This window comes from Streptomyces sp. PU-14G (assembly GCF_041028275.1).
In the GTDB taxonomy this organism is placed as follows: Bacteria; Actinomycetota; Actinomycetes; order Streptomycetales; family Streptomycetaceae; genus Streptomyces.
Genome location: NZ_JASKYT010000126.1, coordinates 1 through 17,515 on the forward strand (window position 1 = coordinate 1; position 17,515 = coordinate 17,515).

Below are 17,515 nucleotides of genomic sequence, written 5' to 3' on the forward strand. Positions count from 1 at the left end.
GTCCAGGGGTGGAGGGCGAGCGCCCACACSWSSWGYGCGGCGAGCCCCACCAGGAGGCCCGCCCACAGCACCGCCCGCAGGGCCCGGCGCCGCCCCAGCAACCGCTCCCCCTCCGCACGCGCCCGCTCCGCGAGGTCCGGGGGCACGGAGGCGGCGGCGCGCTGCTCCAGCAGCCGCCGTACCTCCCTCTCCTTGCGGTCAGGCAGGCTCATGAGCCGCCCCCTGAGCCGGAGGCCGGCTGAGTACCGTCGCCAGGGCCCGCGTGTGCAGCGTCCGTATCCGCTCGACGGGCAGTCCGAGCCCGGCGGCGACCTGTTCCTCGGCGACGCCCTCGTACAGCCGCAGCACCAGTACGAGCCGTTCGGAGGGGGTGAGCGCTCCCAACAGGCCGCCGCGGGACCGGCGGTGGCGCAGGCCGGTGCGGGCGAAGTGTGCGGCCAGTTCCTGCCGCGTCCGTTCGTAGGGGTCCTCGCCGCGCATCCGGTCCCAGTCGGCGCGCGTGCGGGCGAGCGCCCTCACGAGCAGCCGCTCGGCTGCGGGCGCGTTGCCCGGGGGCTCGGCGGTCAGCAGGGTGGCGGCATGCAGAAGCCTGCCGCCCGCCCCCGCGACGAACGCCTCGAACTCCCGGGCGCTTGGGCGCTCCGTCCGTTCCTGACGCTCTCGCACGCCGCCTCCCGCGCGCGTCCCGCGCGACGCTCCCCCGGTCTCTTGTGCCGCTATAGGACGGCAGGCGGCCAGATCAAATCAAGAGGCGCGTCGGGAGCTTCGCCGGAGCCCGCCGCGCGGGCCCACTCCCCCGCTCCCGGCCGCCGGGCGAGACCGGCGGCCGGGAGCGGGCCGGTGGGGTGCTCGCGGGCTTGTCAGGCGTCGGACTTGGGAGGCTGGCCGAGGCCGCCGGGGTGCAGGTCGAGCATCGCGCCGTTGAAGCGGGTCAGCAGCTTGCAGAAGGTGCCGCGTTCCTCTTCCGTCCACTCCTGCGTGATGAGCTGCATCAGGTTGCGCCGCGAGGAGCGCACCTCTTCCAGCCTGGCCTCACCGCGCGGGGAGAGCTGCAGCACGACCGCACGCCCGTCCTCCGGGTGGGAGGTGCGCTTGACCAGTCCGGACTCGACGAGAGGGGCGACCTGCCGGGTCACGGTGGAGGAGTCGATCCCCATGCCGGCGGCGAGCGCCTTGACGCCCATGGGGCCTTCCTGGTCGAGCCGGTTGAGCAGGAGGTAGGCGGCACGGTCCATGGAGTTGCGGGCCTGTCCGAGCCCGCCGAGCCGGGTCTGTTCCGCGCGGCGCGCGTACACCGCCAGCTGGTGCTGCATGGCGTCCAGCACGGCTGTGGAGGAGGGGGCACCGCCGTCGGCAGGCACCGCGGGTTCGTCGTGGGGACGGCCCGGGGTGTCTGAGGTGTCTGTCGTCATGTCCGGGTGCGTGGGCATGGCACGTGCGCTCACTTCGTCAGTCTGCGGGAGTTTTTGAGGACTTTTGACGGTTTAGGGATGGTTTGTTGGCCGGATTGACCTGAGCATGTGCCGACAGAGTACGCGGGAGCGGCCCAGCGCGTACCTCCACTGCACGAACCAGTGACGCGGACCACCCCGGGCGAGAGCGCACCGGGCGGTCCGGCGGACTGCGAGACTGGCCGCATGGCCACCAGTGCACCGCCCCGCGCCGCCTCCGAGCCCGAACTGCCCGTCTGCCTCGACGACGTACGCCGCGCCCACAAGACCCTCTCCGGGATCGCCCGCACCACCGCCGTGGAGGGAAGCCGGCACCTCTCCTCACTCGTCGGCGCACCGGTCCACCTCAAGTGCGAGAACCTCCAGCGCACCGGCTCGTTCAAGCTGCGCGGTGCCTACGTGCGCATCGCCGGGCTCTCCGCCCAGGAGCGGCGGCGCGGCGTCGTGGCGGCGAGCGCGGGCAACCACGCGCAGGGCGTCGCACTCGCCGCCTCGCTGCTGGGCGTCGCCTCCACCGTCTTCATGCCGGTCGGCGCCCCCTTGCCGAAGGTGGCGGCCACCCGCGAGTACGGGGCGCGGGTGCGCATGCACGGCCAGGTGGTGGACGAGACGCTGGAGGCCGCCAAGGAGTACGCGCACGCCACCGGCGCCGTCTTCATCCACCCCTTCGACCACCCGGACGTGGTGGCGGGCCAGGGCACGCTGGGCCTGGAACTGCTGGAGCAGTGCCCCGAGGTGCGCACGGTCGTGGTGGGCGTCGGCGGTGGCGGGCTGCTCGCCGGCATGGCGGTGGCCATCAAGGCGCTCCGCCCCGACGTGCGGCTCGTGGGGGTGCAGGCCGAGGGCTCGGCCGCGTATCCCCCGTCGCTGGCGGCCGGGCAGCCGGTGGGGCTGACGTCGGCCTCGACCATGGCCGACGGCATCAAGGTCGGCAAGCCGGGAGACGTCCCCTTCCGCGTCATCAGCTCGCTGGTGGACGAGATCCGCACCGTCTCCGAAGACGCCCTCTCCAGCGCGCTGTTGCTGTGCCTGGAGCGGGCGAAGCTGGTGGTCGAGCCCGCGGGGGCCAGTTCGGTGGCGGCGCTGCTGTCGGCCCCCGACAGCTTCGAGGGCCCCCTCGCCGCGGTGCTCTCGGGCGGCAACGTCGACCCCCTCGTCCTCCAGCGCACACTGCGGCACGGCATGGCGGCGGCCGGCCGCTACCTGTCGCTGCGGCTGCGCCTGTCCGACCGGCCCGGCGCCCTGGCCGCACTGATGAGCGAGCTGTCCACGGCCGACGCCAACGTGCTCGACGTCAGCCACGTGCGTACCGACCCGCGGCTCGGGCTCGACGAGGTGGAGGTGGAGCTGCACCTGGAGACGAAGGGCCCCGAGCACTGCGTCGAGGTGGCCTCCGGGCTGCGCGCGGCGGGCTACACGGTCGTCAGCTGAGCCGCCGCCCCGCATCCCGCGCCCCACACCCCGCACCTCTCCCGTCACACGCACCACACAAGGCACTTCACGCACTATCGCGAAATGCGGTTGACGCGATACATCGCGTCGTTCCATACTGCTGTCGCCGGGCCGGAACCCGCCGCACGTCCGCGTATGTATGCCGGAACTTTCCGGCGGAACTAGCATTTTTCGCAGCGCCACGCGCTCCACACCCCGGGAGACCATCCATGCCAGGTGCCATTTACGCCGAGGGGCTGGTGAAAGCCTTCGGCGACGTGAAGGCGCTTGACGGCGTCGACCTCGACGTCCCCGAATCCACCGTGCTCGGCCTGCTCGGGCCCAACGGCGCGGGCAAGACCACCGCGGTCCGGGTCCTGACCACCCTGCTGAGGCCCGACGCGGGCAAGGCCGTCGTCGCGGGCACCGACGTCGTCAAGAACCCCACGGCGGTGCGCCGTTCGATCGGCCTGTCCGGGCAGTTCGCCGCCGTCGACGAGTACCTGACCGGCCGTGAGAACCTGCAGATGGTCGGCCAGCTCTACCAGATGTCGGGTCGCGACGCGAAGAAGCGCGCGAAGGAGCTGCTGGAGCGGTTCAACCTCGCCGACGCCGCCGACCGCACCGCCAAGACCTACTCGGGCGGCATGCGCCGCCGGCTCGACCTCGCCGCCGCGCTGGTGGTCAGCCCGCCCGTGATGTTCATGGACGAGCCCACCACGGGGCTCGACCCCCGCAACAGGCAGCAGCTGTGGGAGGTCATCGAGGAACTCGTCGCCGGCGGCACGACGGTGCTGCTGACCACGCAGTATCTCGACGAGGCCGACAGGCTCGCGCACGACATCGCCGTCGTCGACCACGGCAGGGTCATTGCGCGCGGCACCTCCGACGAGCTCAAGGCGCAGACCGGCGGCGAGCGCGTCGAAGTCGTCGTCCACGAGCGCGAGGACATCCCCACCGCGCGGCAGATCCTCGAGGGCCACGCGCTGCGCGGCGCCGGGCGGGAGAGCTGCACCGTCGAGGAGCACACCCGCAAGCTGACCGTGCCCGTCGCCGGCGGCGCCAAGCTCCTCGCCGAGGTCATCCGGGAGCTGGACACCCGCGGCGTCGAGATCGACGACATCGGCCTGCGCCGCCCCACCCTCGACGACGTCTTCATCTCCCTGACCGGCCACGCCGCCGAGGGCGAGACCGGGCAGGGAACCGACACCGACACCCGCCCCGACACCGCCGCTGCCCAGACCGCGGCCCAGCGCAAGGAGGCCGCCAAGTGAGTGCCACCGCCCAGGCTGCGCCCGCCGGGACCGCCCCGAAGGGGCGCGGCGGAATCGTCCAGTCCGTCACCGACTCCCTGGTGATGGCCAAGCGCAACCTCATCCGCATGGTGCGCATCCCCGAGGTCGTCATCTTCGGCCTGATCCAACCGATCATGTTCGTGGTGCTGTTCAGCTACGTCTTCGGCGGCTCCATCAAGGTTCCCGGATCCGGCACGGACGCCGCCTCCTACCGGGAGTTCCTGATGGCGGGCATCTTCGCGCAGACCGTCACCTTCGCGACGGCGGGCGCGGGAGCCGGCATAGCGGAGGACATGCACAAGGGCCTCATCGACCGCTTCCGCTCCCTGCCCATGGCGCGCGGAGCCGTACTGACCGGGCGCACGCTTGCCGACCTCGTCCAGACGGCGCTGACACTGGTCGTACTCGCCGTCGTGGCCGCCCTCGTGGGGTGGAGCGCCCACGACGGCATCCCGAAGGCACTGGCAGGTTTCGGGCTGCTGTTGCTGCTGGGCTACGCCTTCACCTGGATCGGCGCGCTGATCGGCCTCTCGGTACGGACGCCGGAGGCCGCCACCTCCGGCGGGCTGGTGTGGCTGTTCCCGCTGACGTTCATCTCCGTCGCGTTCGTGCCCTCCCAGAACATGCCGGGCTTCCTCCAGCACCTCGCCGAGTGGAACCCGTTCAGCGCCACCGTCGTCGCCGCCCGGGACCTGTTCGGCAACCTGCCGCCGGGCTACCCGGTACCGGACGCCTGGCCCATGCAGCACCCGATCTGGGCCTCACTGATCTGGTCGGCCGCCATCATCGTGGTCTTCCGCACCCTGGCGGTCCGCAAATACCGCAACGCCACGGCCTGACAGCCGAACAGCCGGCCCGGCAGCCGCACCCCGGCCGGCCGACGACACCACCACCGCCGAAGGCCGGGGGTCGGGCGCCGGGCGCCGGGGCCGGAGCCGAGACCGGGGGGCCGGAGCCGCCCACAGGCCGAGAACGGCGGACGGCCCGCGCGTGWYGCGCGCGGGCCGTCCGCCGTCAGCACCCGTGGGCCGCTTCGCGGCCCTCAGCCCTGGTAGGGCTTCGCCTCCAGAATCCGGACGGAGGCCATCTTGCCGTTCGGCAGCTCGTACTCGGCGTCCTCGCCGACCTTCTTGCCGTTCACACCGGTGCCCAGCGGCGACTGCGGCGAATACGTCTCGATGTCCGTGCTGGCGTACTCGCGGGACGCCAGCAGGAAGGTGATGGTGTCGTCCTCGTCGCCGTCGAAGGCGATCTTCACCACCATGCCGGGCTCGACCACACCGTCGTCCGCCGGAGCCTCACCGACCTTCGCGTTCTCCAGGAGTTGCTGGAGCTGGCGGATCCGCAGCTCCTGCTTGCCCTGCTCCTCCTTGGCCGCGTGGTACCCGCCGTTCTCGCGGAGGTCTCCCTCCTCGCGAGCCGCCTCGATCTTCTTGGAGATCTCGGTACGTGCAGGACCCGACAGGTACTCCAGCTCGGCCTTGAGCTGGGAGTACGCCTCCTGGGTCAGCCAGGTGACGTTGTCGCTGGTCTGGGTCACAGGTGCTCCTCGTCGGTACTGGGATGTCAGCTGATGCAGCAATCGCCCTACCAGAGAGGCTGCGCCTGCACTGGTGGGCGAAACCACGAGCTTAACAATTCCGGCGGAAAAGGGAAGAAGGCCGTGGCTCCGTCGCAGGTCACAGCCGCAAGAGCACACCACACGAGCGGGCCGCCGCCCGCACCGGGGCCAGGTGTCCGCGCCGTGCGCCGCGGATCAGCGCGCGCGGGCCAGCGCGTCGAGCAGCGCCGGCACCCGCGCGCCGGCCGCCTCGTGACCACCGGAGGTGAGCGCCGACCCCAGGCCGCAGGCCACGGCTCCCGCCGCGATCCACTCCGGCGCGGTCTCGACGGTCACTCCCCCGGTGGGGATGAGCGGCGCCTGGGGCAGCGCGGCCCGCACGTCCCGGACCCACGAGGGCGCGACGGCCGAAGCGGGGAAGAGCTTGAGCGCGTCCGCGCCTTCCTCCAGCGCGCGGACGATCTCCGTGGGTGAGGCGACGCCCGGGAACACCGGCACCCCGTACCGGTGACCGGTGCGCAGCACCTCCCGGTGGAGGCTCGGCGAGACCAGGAAGCGCGCACCCGCTTCGACGGCCGCACGTGCGGCGGCCTCGTCCAGGACGGAGCCCGCACCGATCAGAGCGGCCGGGCGTGCCGCGGTCAGCTCGTCGAGAGCGCGGACCGCCTGCGGAGTGGTGAGCGCCACCTCGACGGCGTCGAGCCCCGCGTCGAGCACGGTGCCCGCCGCGGTGACGGCTTCGCCGGGTGTGGCCGCGCGGACGATGCCGAACGCGCGCTGGGCGGTGATGGCCTGGGTGGCTTCGTGGCGGTACATGCGGGTCGCTCTCGCTTCTGGTCGCGCTGGTGCTGCCGTCACGACCCCTGCCCCTGATCCGCGAACCGACTCCCTCTTCCCCGGGAAGACAGGCGGGGCGCCCCTCGTTCGTCGGGCAGACAGGCGGGGCTTGCCTCGTTCGCCGGGCAGACAGGCGAGGCTTGCCTCGTTCGCCGGGCAGACAGGCGAGGCTTCTCCCGCGAAGCAGCCGATTACTTCTTCTCGCAGCCCAGCAGCTCCGCGCTGGTGGCGCGGGCGGTGGTACGCACGGTGACGACCTTGTCGACGCGTGCGCTCCCCGCGTCGAACGCCGCGGACCTGCGTCCGACCTCCGAGCCGTTCTCCGCGCGGGAGCGCAGCGTGCACACGCCTTCGACGCTCTCGTCCTTGCGCACCTCCAGGTGCACTTCCACCGCGCTGTCGGAGACGACCTTGAACTTGATCACTTCCCCGCTGACGTCCTGCCCGGAGATGTAGGAACCTCCGATCCAGCCGATGAGCGCCAGGAACAGGACACCGAGCACACCGCCGGTGACCTTCAGCCGACGGTCCGTGCGGGCGTCCGCGCGGCCCATGCTTCCGCCGGAGCGCCCTGTGGTACGCCCGTAGCGCCCTTCCGGGGCCTTCTGGCGCAGATCGGCCATGGCGCGGTTCCTCTCGGCGGCGCGGGGGTCGTACCGGGAATACATCACGGTCCTCGTTCGGTCACTATAGAAGCCGCCCGCAATACCGCTGAAGGCGGGCCGATGGCCGACTTACGAGGATTGAGTTGTGACTGAGCAACTGCGACTGATGGCCGTGCACGCGCACCCCGACGACGAGTCGAGCAAGGGCGCGGCCACCATGGCGAAGTACGTCGACGAGGGGGTGGACGTGCTGGTCGCGACGTGTACCGGGGGAGAGCGTGGCTCCATCCTCAACCCGAAGCTCCAGGGCGACACCTACGTCGAGGCGAACATCCACGAGGTGCGCAGGAAGGAGATGGACGAGGCCAGGGAGATCCTGGGGGTCAAGCAGGCGTGGCTCGGCTTCGTCGACTCGGGGCTGCCCGAGGGCGACCCGCTGCCGCCGCTGCCGGAGGGCTGTTTCGCTCTGGTGGAGGTGGACGAGGCGGCCGGCGCGCTGGTGCGGCTGATCCGCGAGTTCCGCCCGCAGGTGATCACCACCTACGACGAGAACGGCGGCTACCCGCACCCCGACCACATCATGACCCACAAGATCACGATGGTCGCGTTCGAGCACGCCGCGGACACGGAGAAGTATCCGGAGGCGGAGTTCGGCGCGCCCTGGCAGCCGCTGAAGGTCTACTACAACCAGGGCTTCAACCGGCAGCGCACCATGGCGATGCACACCGCGATGATCGAGCGCGGTCTGGAGTCGCCGTACACGGAGTGGCTGGAGCGCTGGGAGAAGATGAAGGTCAAGGAGCGCGAGCTCACCACGTTCGTGCCCTGCGGCGACTTCTTCGAGATCCGTGACAAGGCGCTGATCGCGCACGCCACGCAGATCGATCCGGACGGCGGCTGGTTCCGCGTCCCGATGGACATCCAGCGGGAGGTCTGGCCGACCGAGGAGTACGAGCTGGCGAAGTCCCTCGTGGAGACCTCCCTCCCCGAGGACGACCTCTTCGCGGGGATCCGCGAGAATTGATGGTATGAGCCCGACGCAGACAACGCTCGTCCAGGTCCTTCCGCTGGCCAAGGACCTGGACGAGAACAAGGTGACTCCCGGAGTGCTCGGCTTCGTCGTCTTCGCCGTCATCGGCCTGGCCGTGTGGCTGCTGATGAAGTCGATGAACAAGCACATGAACCGGGTGGACTTCGAGGAGCAGCCGACGACCGGGGGCGGCAGCGCCCCCGTCGGCGGACCGGACAAAGCCGGGGATGGCGGTACGCCCGGAGGCACGTCCCACGACGCCCCCGAGGCCACCGAGACGAACGAGGTGACCGGGGCGGCCGGGGACACGGGGCCCTCGGCGGAGGGGAAGAAGAAGTCCGAGGCCACGGTCGGCGCAGCCGCCTCGCCCGCGCCTTCGTCCTCGCCGACCTCCTCGTCCCCCTCGTCCTCCTCCTCGTCCGCGAAGTCGAAGGGCTGACGACCGCACCGGCCCCGCGCCGCCCCCGCCGCACCCGCTCGGCGAGSGCGGGATCGGCCTCCCAGCGCGCGGCGGAACAGACGGGAACGGACGCGACGGGGCCGACCGAGCCCCCGAAGAAGCAACCTTCGGCCGAGCCGCCCGCGGTTGAGCCGCCTTCGGCCGAGCCGCCTTCGGCCGAGCCGTCTTCGGTTGAGCAGCCGCCGGTCGAGTCGTCTTCGGCCGAGCGCCCCTCGGCCGAGTCGCCGGGTGCCGACCAGCCTGCGGCCGAGCGTGCCGGCACCGAGCACTCCGCCACCGAGCGCTCAGCGGCCGAGCCGCCTCGTTCTGCCGACGCTCCCTGGCACCACGCCCGCCCGGCTCGCGACAGCGAGAGCGGGAGCGCCGGGACCCACAGCGACGAGGGAACCGTCCAGGGAGACCACGACGACGATCGCGGTGACGACCGCAGGGACGACCGCAGGGAGGACGGAGCTTGATGGACGCTCTCGACGTGGCCGTCCGGATCGTCGCTGTCTTCCTCGCCTTCCTCCTGCTGCCCCTGCTGGTGGGGCAGGCCGAGCACAAGGTCATGGCCCACATGCAGGGCCGCGTCGGGCCCATGTACGCGGGCGGTTTCCACGGCTGGGCGCAACTCGTCGCGGACGGGGTGAAGTTCGCGCAGAAGGAGGACGTCGTCCCCGACGGCGCCGACAGGCGCGTCTTCCAGCTGGCGCCCGCGCTCGCGCTGATCCCGTACCTCCTGGTGCTCGTCGCGATCCCCGTCGCGCCGGACGGGGGAGTGGCCGAGGCGCTGGACGCGGGGATCTTCTTCGTGCTGGCGGTGATGGGCGTCGGCATCCTCGGTTCGCTGATGGGCGGCTGGGCGTCGGCCAACAAGTTCTCCCTCCTGGGCGGTCTGCGCACCGCGGCCCAGCTCATGGCGTACGAGCTGCCCATGCTGCTCGCCGCCGCCTCCGTCGCGATGGCGGCCGGCACCCTCTCGCTCCCGGGCATCCTCGGGGTCTGGGAGTGGTGGTGGCTGCCCTGGCAGCTCGTCGGCGGTGTCGTCTTCTTCACGGCGGGTCTCGCCGAGCTGCAACGGCCGCCCTTCGACGCGCCGATCGCCGACTCGGAGATCATCTTCGGTGCCTACACCGAGTACACGGGCCTGCGGTTCGCGCTGTTCCTGCTCGCCGAGTACGCGGGCATCGTCGTCCTCTCGGCGCTCACCGCCGTGCTCTTCCTCGGGGGCTGGCACGGCCCGTCCGCCGCCGGGCTGGGCTGGCTGTGGATGCTGCTGAAGACGGGCGTGCTCGCCTTCGGCGTGATCTGGCTGCGGGTCAGTTACCCGCGGCTTCGTGAGGACCAGATCCAGCGGCTTGCGTGGACCGCGCTCGTCCCGCTCGCCCTCTTCCAGATCGCCCTCACCGGCGTCGTCAAGGTGGTGATGTAGCCGTGTCCCCCACGCCCTCCGAGCGCACGCACTCCGAGCACACGTCCGAGGAGCGGGGCCGGGCCTCGCGCGGGGTCTTCGGCTCCGGGCTGGCCAAGGGCCTGGCCGTCACGCTGCGCACCATGACCCGGCGGTCGGTCACGGAGCACTACCCGGACGCGCAGCCGGAACTGCCGCCCCGCAGCCGGGGCGTGATCGGTCTGTTCGAGGAGAACTGCACCGTCTGCATGCTCTGCGCCCGCGAGTGCCCGGACTGGTGCATCTACATCGACTCCCACAAGGAGACGGTGCCTCCTGCCGCGCCGGGCGGCCGTGAGCGCAGCCGCAACGTGCTGGACCGGTTCGCCATCGACTTCGCGCTGTGCATGTACTGCGGTATCTGCATCGAGGTGTGTCCTTTCGACGCGTTGTTCTGGTCGCCCGAATTCGAGTACGCGGAGACCGACATCCGGGAGCTCACCCACGAGCGGGAAAAGCTGCGGGAGTGGATGTGGACCGTTCCCGAGCCGCCCGGGCTGGACGAGGGCGCCGAGGAGGCCAAGGAACTGGGCGCGGCCCGCAAGGCCGCCGACAAGGCCGCGCAGACGGCCGAGGCCGAGCGGCTGGCCGCCCACCGCGAGCAGCCCGCGCAGGAGACCTCCCCAGCGGGGGAGGCCGCCCCTGCCCAGCAGACCTCTCCCTCCCAGGAGGCCGCCTCCGGCGAACCGGCCCCCGACCAACCGGCCTCCGACCAACCGGCCTCCGACCAACCGGCCTCCGGCGAATCGGCCCCCGACCAACCGGCCTCCGACCAACCGGCCTCCGACCAACCGGCCTCCGGCGAACCGGCCTCCGGCGCGGCACCGGATGAGGACCGACGGGACGGTGACGTGTGAGCCCCGTTGCCATGGCCGCGGCGCACGCCGAGCCCCTCCGTGCCCTTCAGCCGCTCGCCGCCGGACACCCCGGCTTTCTCTCCCCCAGCGGGGTGGAGATCATCTTCCTCCTCGTCGGACTCGTCACCCTCGGCGCCGCCGTGGTGTCCGTCTCCACCAAGCAGTTGGTGCACGCGGCGCTGTGGCTCGTGGTCGCGCTCGGCGGGGTCGCCGTCGAGTACCTCCTGCTGACCGCCGAGTTCCTCGCCTGGGTGCAGGTGCTGATCTACGTCGGCTCCGTCATCGTCCTCATCCTCTTCGGTCTCATGCTGACCAAGGCCCCCATCGGGCGTTCGCCCGACGCCGACTCGGGCAACCGCTGGGTGGCGCTCGTCGTCTCCCTCGCGGCTGCGGCGACCCTCGTCACCGTCGTCGTCGACGCCTTCCGTGCCACCTGGATCGACCTGGAGCAGCCCGTGGGCCCGGGCGAGGGCTCCTCCGAGGTGACCGGCATGGCGCTCTTCCGGCACTGGGTGCTGCCCTTCGAGGCGCTGTCGGTCCTCCTTCTCGCGGCGCTGGTCGGTGCCATCGTGCTGTCCAGGCGGCACAAGGCGGGTGAGAACTGATGCACCTCGCCTATCCCGCCGTCCTCGCCGTCCTCCTCTTCTGCGTCGGCCTCTACGGCGTCCTCGCGCGCAGGAACGCCATCCTCGTCCTCATGGCCGTCGAGCTGATGCTCAACGCCGTCAACCTCAACCTCGTCGCCTTCGACGTCTGGCTCCGCGACACCCTGCACGCGGGCCAGGCGCTCACCCTCTTCACCATCGCGATCGCCGCGGCCGAGATCGGCATCGGCCTGGCCATCGTCCTGCTCGTGTACCGCAACCGCGGCAGCTCCGACGTCGACAGGCTCCGGGACCTGAGCGAGCGCGACGACTCCGAGACCGGTGCCCGCAGCGGCAGTTCACGCGATGGGAAAAGTCTGGCACCCGCCACTGACAACGACGCCGGCAGCGGCTCTGACCAGGCGGTTCAGGGCAGTTCGGACGCAGGGAGGCGCCCCGCTTGAGCACCACGACCCTCGCCGCGCTCGTCCCCGCCCTCCCCGTCCTCGGCGCTCTCGCCGGGCTCCTGCTGGGCCGCCGCGCCCCCGGGTTCGTCCGCCCGCTGGCGGTGCTGCCCACCCTCGCAGCGGCCGTCCTCGCGGTCCTGGTCGCCGTACGTCAGGGCGGCGGCGCCCCGGTGCGCGCCGCGACCGAGCTGGCGCCCACCGGCAACGACGCGCTGCCGATCCAGCTCGCCCTCCACCTCGACGGCTTCGCCGTACTCGTCGCGGTCCTCGTCGGGATCGTCGCCACCTGCGTGCAGCTCTACTCGACGGGCTACCTGCGCGACGACCCCCGCTACGCCTCGTACGCGGCAGTCGTCTCCCTGTTCACGGCCGCGATGTTCCTGGTCGTCTACAGCGACGACCTGATCGTGCTGCTGGTCGGCTGGGAGGTCATGGGCATCTGCTCGTACTTCCTGGTCGGGCACTACTGGGAGACCCCGGCGGCCCGGTCCGCGTCCCTCAAGGCCTTCCTGGTCACCAAGCTGGGTGATGTGCCGTTCCTGATCGGCATCCTGGCGCTGGCCTCCGAGGCGGGCAGCTTCCGCATCAGCACCGTCGTCACCCGGCTGACGTCGTCCCTGTCGGGCTTCGAACTGGCGCACCCGACCCTGATCGCCCTGCTGCTGCTCGCCGGGGTCGCGGGCAAGTCCGCGCAGTTCCCGCTGCACTCGTGGCTGCCGGACGCGATGGCGGGCCCGACGCCCGTCTCCGCGCTGATCCACGCGGCGACGATGGTCGCGGCCGGCGTGTACGTGGTGGCGCGGCTGCTGCCCGTCTTCGCCGCCTCCGCCGCCGCGCTGGTCGTCCTCGCGGTGGTCGCCGCCGTCACCATGACCGGGGCGGCACTGGCCGCGCTGGCCCAGGACGACATCAAACGGGTGCTCGCCTACTCGACGATCAGCCAGCTCGGCTACATGGTCGCGGCCCTGGCCGTCGCCGACCGGGGCGCCGCCGTCTTCCACCTGCTCACCCACGGCGCGTTCAAGGCGCTGCTCTTCCTCGCGGCCGGGGTGGTCATCCACGCGGCGGGTACCAACTCGCTGACGGTCATGGCCCGTACCGGAGGCATCGCCAAACGCGCGCCCGACGCGTACTGGACCATGAGCGTCGCCCTGCTCGCGCTCGCCGCCATCCCGCCGTTCTCCGGCTTCTTCTCGAAGGAGGCCGTGCTCGCCGGGGCCGAACACGCCGCCTTCGGGGGCGCGCACGCCCCGTTCGAGGGGGCGCACGCCGCGCCCGCGAGCGCCGGTTGGATCGTCCTGGTGGCGGGCCTGGTCACCGCACTGCTGACCGCGGCCTACGCGATGCGGCTGTGGCTGCTGGCCGGAGCGCCACCGCGGCTGCGGGGAACCGTCAGCCGCAGTGACCAGGCAACCGAGATGACGGCCCATGGCACCGACAAGGCGACGCCGCTCGTCGTCGGACCGGAGAAAGCCGCCGAGCACGTGCCCGAACAGGTGCCGCAGCAGGCACCGGAGACGGACCTCGCCACCCCGCAGCCGTCCGGAAACCGCGCCAGCGGCCCCGGCCGCCCCGGCCCCCACGGTCCGCCCGTCGTCATGAACGTCGTGCTGTGGGTGCTCGCCGTGCCCTCCCTCGCCCTCGGCCTCGCCTTCCCCGTGCTGCCCGACTGGTTCGACGGCACCTCCCTCGCGCCGACGCTGACGACCTCCGTACTCGCCACGGGTGTCGCCCTGGTGGGCGGCCTCGTCACCTACGCCACCTGGCGCCACAGCACGGCACTCGCCGCGCTCCACCCGGAGCACGACGCCGACCCGGGGGTGCTGCTGCTCGGCCCGCTGCACCGGCACGCCGCCGCGGGCTTCCACCTGGACGCCCTCTACGACGCCGTCGCCGTACGGCCCCTCGCGGGAGCCGCCCGGCTGGTGCGCTTCGTCGACCGGGAGGTCGTCGAGGCGTACGTGACCGGTGCGGGACGCGGCGCGCGGCTGCTGGGCGCGGCCGTACGGCGCGCCCAGACGGGCAACGTGCAGACCTACCTCGGCGCGCTGCTGACGGGCTCCCTCGTGCTCGCCGTCATCGCCGTGGTGGCCGCGACCGGAAACGGAGGGGCGTGACGTGATTCCGCTCGACGACACCGTCCTGCAGGCGCTCCTCGTCGCCGTCGTCGCGGTACCGCTGCTCGGCGCGGTGGCCGCCCTGCTGCCCGCACCGCCCGGACTGCGTGGCCGCGGCCCCGACCAGGCGGTACTGCGGCACGGTGTGACCGTCACCGGCGTGGTGCTCCTCGGCACCGTCCTGTTGGCGCTCGGCTTCGACCACGGCCGCTCCGGCACCATGCAGGCGGAGTCGGACGTCAGCTGGATCCCGGCACTGGACGTACGGCTGCACTTCGGCGTCGACGGCGTCTCCCTGCCGCTGCTCGTCCTGACGGCTCTGCTGGCGTTCCTGTGCGCTCTCTACAGTTACGCCAGGATGCCCGCGGGGCCGAGCCCCAAGGCGTTCGTCGCCCTCCTCCTGCTGCTGGAGTGCGGCACACTCGCCACCTTCGCGGTGCTCGACCTGATGCTGTTCTTCCTGGCGTTCGAGATGGTCCTCATCCCCATGTACTTCCTCATCGCCCGGTGGGGCGGTCAGGGCAGGGAACCGGCCGCGTTGAAGTTCATCCTGTACACGCTGCTCGGCTCCGTGGTGATGCTGCTCGGGCTGCTGCTGCTCGGGCTGAACGCCGGCACGTTCGACATGGTCGCGATCGCCCGGCAGCAGGGCACGGGACTCGGCCACACCACCCAGGTGCTGGCCGCCCTGGCCATCGGTCTCGGGCTGGCCGTCAAGGCGCCCATGTGGCCCCTGCACAGCTGGCTGCCCGGCGCCCACACGGCGGCGCCCACCGTGGGCTCCGTCCTGCTGGCCGGTGTGCTGCTGAAAATGGGCACCTACGGGTTCGTACGGATCGTCCTGCCGGGAGTGCCGGAGGGGGCGCACACCTTCGCGCCGTACCTGGCGGCGTTCGCGGTGGTCGGCATCGTGTACGGATCACTCGCCTGTCTGGCCCTCGCGCTTCCCTCCTCCGACCGCCCGTGGAGGCGTTTCGCGCCGCAGTCGTCCCCGGCCGCGCAGGGTGACCTCAAGAGGCTGATCGCGTACTCCTCCGTCGGGCACATGGGCTTCGTCCTCCTGGGCATCGCCACCCTCACCCACACGGGTGTCAACGGTGCCCTCTACGCGAACCTCGCGCACGGCCTCGTCACCGGCCTGCTGTTCTTCCTCGTCGGTGCCCTGAAGGACCGTGCGGGCACCAGCGACCTCGACGCCCTCGCCGGTACCACGGGAGCAGCGCTCTACGGCAGGGCACCGCGGCTGGGAGGGCTGCTCGCCTTCGGAGCCGTCGCCTCACTGGGACTGCCGGGGCTGGCCGGCTTCTGGGGCGAACTGCTCGCCCTCCTGGGGGCCTACCACCCGGCGGCCGGGCTCAGCAGGCCCGCCTTCCTGGTCTTCCTCGCCCTCGGCGCCCTCGGCACGCTGCTGACGGCCGCGTACATGCTGCTCGTCGTACGCCGCGTGTGCATGGGCGACCCGGCCGCCCCCACGTCGGTCCCGGGCCTGGCGAAGGTGCCCGACGTCCGAGGTGTCGAGTTCGCCGCCTGGACCCCGCTGGTCGTCCTCACCGTCCTCGCCGGACTGTGGCCCGCGGCCCTCCTGGGACTGATGGACCCGGCCGTGCAGAGCCTCCTGCCAGGAGTGACCCGATGACGCTCCACACCGCCGTCCTCCACGGCCCCCACGGCACCGTCCCGAGCGCGACAGCCCAAGGGGCGCACGATCTCGTGCAGAGCGCGGCCGTACAAGGGAGCCAGGGGGCCCAAGGGGTGCACCAGCTCGTCCAGAACGTCGACTGGGCCGCCATCGCCCCGCCGGCGATCGTCGCCGTCGCCGCACTCGTCGTCCTGGTGGCCGACCTTTTCCTGACGGAACGCCGCAAGGGACTCCTCGGCCCGCTGGCCGCCGCCGCGCTCGCGCTCGCCGCGCTGTCGCTCATCCCTCTGGTCGGCGAGGACCGGCACACCTTCTGCCTCACCGCGGGGCCGCGCGCGTGCAGCTACGTCGCCGACCCCTTCGCCCTCTCCCTCCAGTTGCTCGTCCTGGGCGGCGCCTTCGTGACCGCCCTGCTGTCGATCACACCGGTACGGCAGGAGCGGCTGCCCGCGGGCGAGTTCTGGTTCCTGCTGCTGTCCTCGGCCTCCGGCGCCGCCCTGCTGCCCGCCTCGCGCGACCTGGCGACACTCGTGGTCGCCCTGGAGGTCGCCTCCCTCCCGGCATTCGCGCTGGTCGGACTCCGGCGCGGAGCGCGGCTCTCGTCCGAGGCCGCGCTGAAGTTCTTCCTGACGTCCGTCGCCGCCACCGCCGTGATGCTCCTGGGAGTCAGCTTCGTCTACGCCGCCACCGGCAGCATGCACCTGGACACCGTCGCCCAAGCGCTGCCCCGGGTCGACAGCCGCCTGGGCACTCTCGCGGCGACCGGCGTGGCCCTCACCCTGGTCGGCTTCGCCTTCAAGACGGCCGCCGCGCCCTTCCACTTCTGGGTCCCCGACACCTACGTGGGCGCCCCGGTACCCGTCGCCGCCTACCTGTCGGTGGTCGGCAAGGCAGCCGGCTTCTCCGGACTGATCCTGGTCGCCGTACGCGCGTTTCCCTCGTACGCGGACGCCTGGGGGCCCGTACTGGCGGTACTGGCCGCACTCACCATGAGCGTCGGCAACCTCGGCGCCCTGCGCCAGCGGACCGACCGCGCGCACGGGGCGGTGCGGCTGCTCGCCTGGTCCTCCGTCGGACAGGCGGGCTACCTGCTGGTCCCCATCGCCGCCGCCGGAGCGGACCAGGACGGAGGAGCGGTCGGCGCGACGGTCGCCTACGCGCTCATGTACGCCGTCGTGAACCTGGGCGCCTTCGCCGTCGTCGCCGCGCACCGGCCGCCCGGCGGGGACGGCAGGCTCGACGACTACCGGGGCCTCGCCCGTACCCACCCGTGGGCCGCCGCGGCACTCGCCTTCTTCCTGCTGTGCCTGGCGGGCCTGCCACCGGGGATCGTCGGACTGTTCGCCAAGGTCACGGTCTTCTCCGCGGCCGTGGACGCCGGGCTGGGCTGGCTCGCCGTGGTGATGGCCGTGAACGTCGTGATCGCCCTCGTCTACTACCTCACCTGGACGGCGCTGCTCTTCCGCCCGTCCGCCCGGCAGCCGGCCGGTGCGGGCCCCGCGCCCGCGGCGGTGGCCATCCCGCTGCCGCTGGCCGTCACCGTGGCACTGACCTCGGTACTCGCCCTCGCCACCTCCGGCGCCCCCCAGCTCCTCCTCCGGTTCGCCGACACGGCGCTGTTCTGACGCGCGGCTCTGGGGCTTGGGCCCTGGGCTCCGGGGCCTGGGGTCCTCGGCTCCGGGGGCCTGGGCCTGGCTGGGGCTCTGGACGGCGGTGAGGCCCGCCCTGGGCCCCGGCCAGGGCCCATAC

General features: G+C 72.1%; 17 protein-coding genes and 1 pseudogene. 12 read left to right on the forward strand and 6 right to left on the reverse strand.

Annotated elements, in window-relative coordinates:
- The 3 genes from AB8Z75_RS16735 to AB8Z75_RS16745 all read right to left on the reverse strand — a co-directional run.
- A partial coding sequence (locus AB8Z75_RS16735; protein WP_369202721.1) for a hypothetical protein occupies window positions 1-212 on the reverse strand: 212 nt, incomplete at its 3' end.
- Entirely contained in the window at window positions 199-666 is a 468-nt protein-coding gene (locus tag AB8Z75_RS16740) for a sigma factor-like helix-turn-helix DNA-binding protein (protein ID WP_369202723.1), read from the reverse strand. The genes AB8Z75_RS16740 and AB8Z75_RS16735, both read right to left, overlap by 14 nt.
- A 194-nt stretch (window positions 667-860) precedes the next feature.
- Window positions 861-1,313: a MarR family winged helix-turn-helix transcriptional regulator gene (locus AB8Z75_RS16745; RefSeq protein ID WP_369202744.1), complete on the reverse strand. Its 453-nt coding sequence runs from the start codon at window positions 1,311-1,313 to the stop codon at window positions 861-863.
- Window positions 1,314-1,637: 324 nt separating this feature from the next.
- Between AB8Z75_RS16745 and ilvA the strand changes: the two genes are divergently transcribed.
- From ilvA to AB8Z75_RS16760, 3 genes are all read left to right on the forward strand, one after another.
- On the forward strand, window positions 1,638-2,882 hold the full coding sequence (gene ilvA, locus AB8Z75_RS16750) for a threonine ammonia-lyase (RefSeq protein WP_369202725.1): 1,245 nt from the start codon (window positions 1,638-1,640) through the stop codon (window positions 2,880-2,882).
- Window positions 2,883-3,112: 230 nt separating this feature from the next.
- Window positions 3,113-4,156, forward strand: coding sequence for an ATP-binding cassette domain-containing protein (locus AB8Z75_RS16755; RefSeq protein ID WP_369202727.1), 1,044 nt, complete (start codon window positions 3,113-3,115; stop codon window positions 4,154-4,156).
- Window positions 4,153-5,016 carry an ABC transporter permease gene (locus tag AB8Z75_RS16760; RefSeq protein WP_369202729.1) on the forward strand — a complete coding sequence of 288 codons (864 nt, stop codon included), beginning with the start codon at window positions 4,153-4,155 and terminating at the stop codon, window positions 5,014-5,016. The genes AB8Z75_RS16755 and AB8Z75_RS16760 overlap by 4 nt, the downstream gene beginning before the upstream one ends.
- 203 nt (window positions 5,017-5,219) lie before the next feature.
- Here the strand turns inward: AB8Z75_RS16760 and greA are convergent, their stop codons facing one another.
- The 3 genes from greA to AB8Z75_RS16775 form a co-directional block, all read right to left on the reverse strand.
- Complete coding sequence (gene greA / locus AB8Z75_RS16765) at window positions 5,220-5,717, reverse strand: transcription elongation factor GreA (protein ID WP_114015538.1); 498 nt, start codon at window positions 5,715-5,717, stop codon at window positions 5,220-5,222.
- Window positions 5,718-5,933: 216 nt separating this feature from the next.
- Window positions 5,934-6,554 (reverse strand): bifunctional 4-hydroxy-2-oxoglutarate aldolase/2-dehydro-3-deoxy-phosphogluconate aldolase, encoded by a 621-nt coding sequence (locus tag AB8Z75_RS16770; RefSeq protein WP_369202731.1) that lies wholly within the window; start codon window positions 6,552-6,554, stop codon window positions 5,934-5,936.
- 212 nt (window positions 6,555-6,766) lie between these two features.
- The gene (locus AB8Z75_RS16775; RefSeq protein WP_369202746.1) at window positions 6,767-7,198 is read right to left on the reverse strand and encodes a DUF4307 domain-containing protein; all 432 of its coding nucleotides are present in this window, start codon (window positions 7,196-7,198) and stop codon (window positions 6,767-6,769) included.
- Between the two features lie 127 nt (window positions 7,199-7,325).
- Here AB8Z75_RS16775 and mca point away from each other — a divergent pair, with 127 nt between their 5' ends.
- The 9 genes and pseudogenes from mca (at window position 7,326) to AB8Z75_RS16820 (ending at window position 17,391) form a co-directional block, all read left to right on the forward strand.
- A complete protein-coding gene (mca, locus tag AB8Z75_RS16780; protein WP_369202733.1) occupies window positions 7,326-8,204 on the forward strand; it encodes a mycothiol conjugate amidase Mca in 879 nt (292 codons plus the stop codon).
- Window positions 8,205-8,208: 4 nt separating this feature from the next.
- A pseudogene (locus tag AB8Z75_RS16785) lies at window positions 8,209-8,388 on the forward strand (hypothetical protein); the annotation flags it as partial.
- Between the two features lie 736 nt (window positions 8,389-9,124).
- Window positions 9,125-10,084 carry an NADH-quinone oxidoreductase subunit H gene (locus tag AB8Z75_RS16790; protein ID WP_369202734.1) on the forward strand — a complete coding sequence of 320 codons (960 nt, stop codon included), beginning with the start codon at window positions 9,125-9,127 and terminating at the stop codon, window positions 10,082-10,084.
- Between the two features lie 122 nt (window positions 10,085-10,206).
- A complete protein-coding gene (locus AB8Z75_RS16795; RefSeq protein ID WP_369202748.1) occupies window positions 10,207-10,959 on the forward strand; it encodes a 4Fe-4S binding protein in 753 nt (250 codons plus the stop codon).
- An 11-nt stretch (window positions 10,960-10,970) separates the two neighbouring features.
- On the forward strand, window positions 10,971-11,564 hold the full coding sequence (locus tag AB8Z75_RS16800; protein ID WP_369202750.1) for an NADH-quinone oxidoreductase subunit J: 594 nt from the start codon (window positions 10,971-10,973) through the stop codon (window positions 11,562-11,564).
- Complete coding sequence (nuoK, locus tag AB8Z75_RS16805; protein WP_369202736.1) at window positions 11,564-12,007, forward strand: NADH-quinone oxidoreductase subunit NuoK; 444 nt, start codon at window positions 11,564-11,566, stop codon at window positions 12,005-12,007. Before AB8Z75_RS16800 ends, nuoK begins: the two co-directional genes overlap by 1 nt.
- Entirely contained in the window at window positions 12,004-14,127 is a 2,124-nt protein-coding gene (locus AB8Z75_RS16810) for an NADH-quinone oxidoreductase subunit L (RefSeq protein WP_369202738.1), read from the forward strand. The genes nuoK and AB8Z75_RS16810 overlap by 4 nt, the downstream gene beginning before the upstream one ends.
- Before the next feature lies 1 nt (window position 14,128).
- A complete protein-coding gene (locus AB8Z75_RS16815) occupies window positions 14,129-15,763 on the forward strand; it encodes a NuoM family protein (RefSeq protein ID WP_369202740.1) in 1,635 nt (544 codons plus the stop codon).
- Window positions 15,760-17,391, forward strand: coding sequence for an NADH-quinone oxidoreductase subunit N (locus AB8Z75_RS16820; protein WP_369202742.1), 1,632 nt, complete (start codon window positions 15,760-15,762; stop codon window positions 17,389-17,391). Before AB8Z75_RS16815 ends, AB8Z75_RS16820 begins: the two co-directional genes overlap by 4 nt.
- Window positions 17,392-17,515 lie beyond the last annotated feature (124 nt).